Origin of the sequence: Emticicia sp., assembly GCF_049241225.1 — a bacterium.
In the GTDB taxonomy this organism is placed as follows: domain Bacteria; phylum Bacteroidota; class Bacteroidia; order Cytophagales; family Spirosomataceae; genus Emticicia.
In genome coordinates this window covers 1-4,090 of sequence record NZ_JBMLRC010000328.1, presented here as the reverse complement: position 1 = coordinate 4,090, position 4,090 = coordinate 1, and the positions used below count along the sequence as shown (strand labels likewise).

2 protein-coding genes are annotated in these 4,090 nt (G+C 35.8%); both read right to left on the bottom strand.

Annotated features, from left to right (window positions below; translation table 11 throughout):
* The coding region (locus ACOVO2_RS17570) for a DNA-formamidopyrimidine glycosylase family protein (RefSeq protein WP_421771235.1) at positions 1-340 on the bottom strand (340 nt) is incomplete at its 3' end.
* A 51-nt stretch (positions 341-391) separates the two neighbouring features.
* Positions 392-3,889, bottom strand: a complete 3,498-nt coding sequence (locus tag ACOVO2_RS17565; protein ID WP_421771234.1) for a LamG domain-containing protein — start codon at positions 3,887-3,889, stop codon at positions 392-394.
* Between the last annotated feature and the right edge of the window lie 201 nt (positions 3,890-4,090).

Below are 4,090 nucleotides of genomic sequence, written 5' to 3'. Positions count from 1 at the left end.
CAAATTTTCTTGGACATAAAAATCCGAGTTTGAAGCCATTCGCAAAACGAAAAACTATTCGGGCAAAACGTGGAGTATCTTCTTCGTCTCGGAAATAAGCTAAATCACCCGTCATGCCGAAGTGAAAATGTAGCCAATAGGGAGCATCGAGTTGAGCAAATAGATTTTTGCCGATGCGTTTGGTGCCAATAAATTGCTTATTTCGTAGTTTCTCTACCAAAACATCATAATCAGTTGTGAGCAGTTTCGTGTCTTGTACATACACATCCGCAATGGGCTGATACAGACTCGTTTCTTCAAAATATCGGCGGTAGGTTTCTACTTCTGGAAGTTCGGGCATGAGGGTTTTGCTTTTTGTCTTTCTGATTTAACCTGTTTGGTGAGTTTTTGTTTAATTTCCGCAACCGTCAATGATAGCTTTGAATACACCGTTACTTTCAACTTTAAAGCCTGGGTTTAGAATGATTTCGCTGCCCGAATCGAAAATGACGTTTGCATTTGACATAACTTGATTACTTGCCATAATCGTTTTTCCTGATTCAATAATTTTAGTGCCTGTTATATTTTCTTCATTTATCTTAATATTGGGGCAAGAAGTAAAATCACAAGAACTGGCTGAATTCTGATAAATATTTCGGACTTCACTAAAGTTGGTTGTTCCCTTAAAAAACCTCACTTCGTCTATTTTTCCTGCAAAAGCATCATTTATATTATGGCCTTTTCCGAGAAAAATGCATGATGAATTTTCATAGTAAGGAGGGGTTGTGACTGAGATTTCTCCAGCTAATGTTCCATCAATAAACAACTTTTGTTTTTGGATATCTCTAACCAAAACTATATGATGCCACTGATTGGGAGTTATGCCTAAAGTAGATTTAATAACTGTGTTGCCTTGGAATGATGATGATGAAAACAGCCAAACCCAGCTATTAAGGGTATTATCAAAAGCATAACTGAGTTTTTGACTTTTATTGAGCGTTCCTAATGAAATAACATTTGTTGTTGTATTTGCTTGGTTATAAGGCATTATCCACATCGAAATGCTATATTCGGAATTAAGCAGACCCGTAATTGGAATGTCAACGTAGGCATTGTTGCCATTAAATTCTAAAGCGTTGTTGTTGTTATTAAATCGGTCGGTTGTGGCAGTCGTATTATTGAGTGTAGCGTTATTTCCTCCGAGTGCATTTACGCCATTATTATTAAGTAGATAGCAATTTTGCCTTTTAGGCAAGACATTTATTGCAATGGTTCCAGTGGCTTCACCGTATCCGCAGGCGTTTTGAACGGATGATAATTTTATTATATAAGGGAGGTTTTCTATGGAATAGTGAATTGTATGAGGATTATATTCGGTGGTGAATTTATTGTTGGTTTGACCATTATTGAGCGAGTATATCCATGAACCTGGCCCTTCAAAGTCAATTTTAGCTGTTGCAAATTCTCCATAATTGGCATCAGAAAGCCATGTTAGTTTACCTTTGGGTTTCAAGTTACAAGGTCTGTAATTACAATCTAATGACTGATAAAGTTCTTGCATTTGGGTATCTGTTAGATTCGCATAAAAAACTTTTACATCATCTATTTTTCCTATGAAATTATTGGGTGAACTTCCGCCTGTTCTACCTCCGACCATAGAGTTGGCAAGCCATGAATCGCTCGGATTCAGATAGCCCGTACGTATTATTTGTCCATCAACATACAGCCAAACTTTACCCATTTTATTTGTTACGGCTACGTGTACCCATTTATTGAGAAGAAAATCAATTGGCTCTTCAATAAAATTTTCATTGCTATTTACTTGGTATCTTAATACTAAATTGTTTGTATTGGCTCGTTTACTAATCATAAAAGCATGGTCAATTCCATATTGTCCCATTGCGAAGATTGTCATTGGATTATTCTGTGGATATTGCGATAAATTTATCCACGCAGAGATGGTGTATGCTCTACCGATAAAAGCGTTTGCCGTGCCCAAATTTACGGTTTGATTACCATTAAGACTGATAGCTTTATTGGCTTGTCCGAAGCGGTCTTCGGTAAAAGTAGCATTTCCATAACCATTTATTTGAGAAGCATCATTAGTAAAATCGTTATTAAACGATAAACAACTTTTTATAATCGGAGTAAAAAGTACACTTGCTTGGTTGGTGACTACTCCAGTTCCACATTTATCGCTGAAGTGAGCAATAGGAAGAGTTTTAGTTTTTGATGAATCTGAATTAATAGAATAATTGTAGTACGTAATATTGGAAGCGTCTTGTGTTAAGTATGGTCTTTTGGGCATTTCCTTCCCAAAACTTATCAAACAAGAATTTGAAGTAACATTATTTAGATTCATACGAACTCCTTGATATACTTGGTCATTCGCAAAGATTGTGGCAACAGTTGGAAATGTAATCTCTGGAATAGCGTTACATAACCTAAATATACAGTCGTTAGAGTTAAACAAATCCAAGATATGTTGGTCTTTTAATGCTCCCGTAAATATTTTCACATCATCAATTTTTCCATTAAAATATTCTCTGTTGTTTACACTTCCGCCGATTCGTGCTTTCGGATTATGGTCATATTGTGGAAATGAACCCTGATTTATTTCACTCACTAAATTGCCATTGATATATAATTTTAGTTTATCTAAAGTCTTGACTGAAACAATATGTACCCATTGGTTTGCATTAGCACTGTAGAAGGTAGAAGGTGATGCACCGTCATAAAATTTACCACCAATAATCCAAGCGGGTTGAAAGCCAGTTTGGGCGTTATTTGCTATCCCAATATAATGTTCGTAATCATCAGCACCAATTGAAAGTATTTTTTTAATTGTGCCATTAGTTGGCAAAGTGGCTACATTCGCCCATGCTGAAAGTGTATATTGCTCGCCCGGGTATTCTCTGGCACTCATATTGATGGCATCATCAATGCCATCAAATAAATATGCTTGATTGGGTGCATTGTTGCGGTCTTGTGTGAGTGTTGCCCCAACAACAATTGCATCATTTGCACTTACACCGTCTTTGGTGTTGCCTGAAAAGAGGTAGCATGACCGCAAGACAGTGTCTTTAGAAAGAACCTTACCCGTAAATTCAGCATTGAGAATAGAACCATATCCGCAAGAATTTCGAACCGATTCAATGATTAACTCGTAGGACTGCTCTGGGTAATTTGTATGAGAAGCATAATTTTGTTGTGTACTATATTCATAATTCCCTCCTTTGAAAGTGTAGAAAAATGGAGGTGTGCCAGTAAATTCTATTTCCATTTTGGATTCATAACGTGGCAAAACAGTTTTACTGGAAAGTACATTTGCCGTTGGTTTCTGACAAGCGAAATTGTTTGGTATGAAACGGCAAAAATTTACACTTCCACCACCTGTTGGTTGGTTAATGTTGATATTTGTGGCTTGTCCTGAATGATTATTGAGCATCATTATATAGGTCTGTCCAGTGTAGGCGTGCTGTATTCTGAGGTTAGGATTTCCAGTATCAAAATCACAAGAATTAGGAACACTCGCTACGTAGTCGCAAGCTCTTGCAAGGTTATTACTAACAGGTCCCCAAATAATACCGTTAATGTCCTGATTATTAGTATTTGTAAATTCAAAGTTAAGTTCTTGTCCATTTCCGCTGGTAACAGTTATGACAAACCAATTTTGATTTTCTGGCGTACCCAATGCAAAACCACAGTCGTAATAGGTATTTATAGACCCTTGTACACATGGATTATTTAATGTAGTTGCAGGATACGTAAATGAAGTTCCACATTGAGTTAATGTGTTTTCGTTGAAAGAACTACAAGCAATATAAGTTTCTCGGCAAGTTTGAGCATTAGTTTGATAAATTGAGAAATAGTAAAGCAGAATAAAGCTGAATGTGATTATTTTGTTCATATTTTGCTATGGATTATCATGCGAAAATAATTCAAAAACTTCATTCTAAATTATTTTAAGGATTGTATTTTAGAAATTTTTATCGAAAGCATCAATAAAAATTTCGCATCATTCAATTATCTTTCCTAATTTGTACTCTATTCAACCTTAAAACATAAAATGGCAAATCTGAATACAAAATTAAACAAAACTAATACCTAT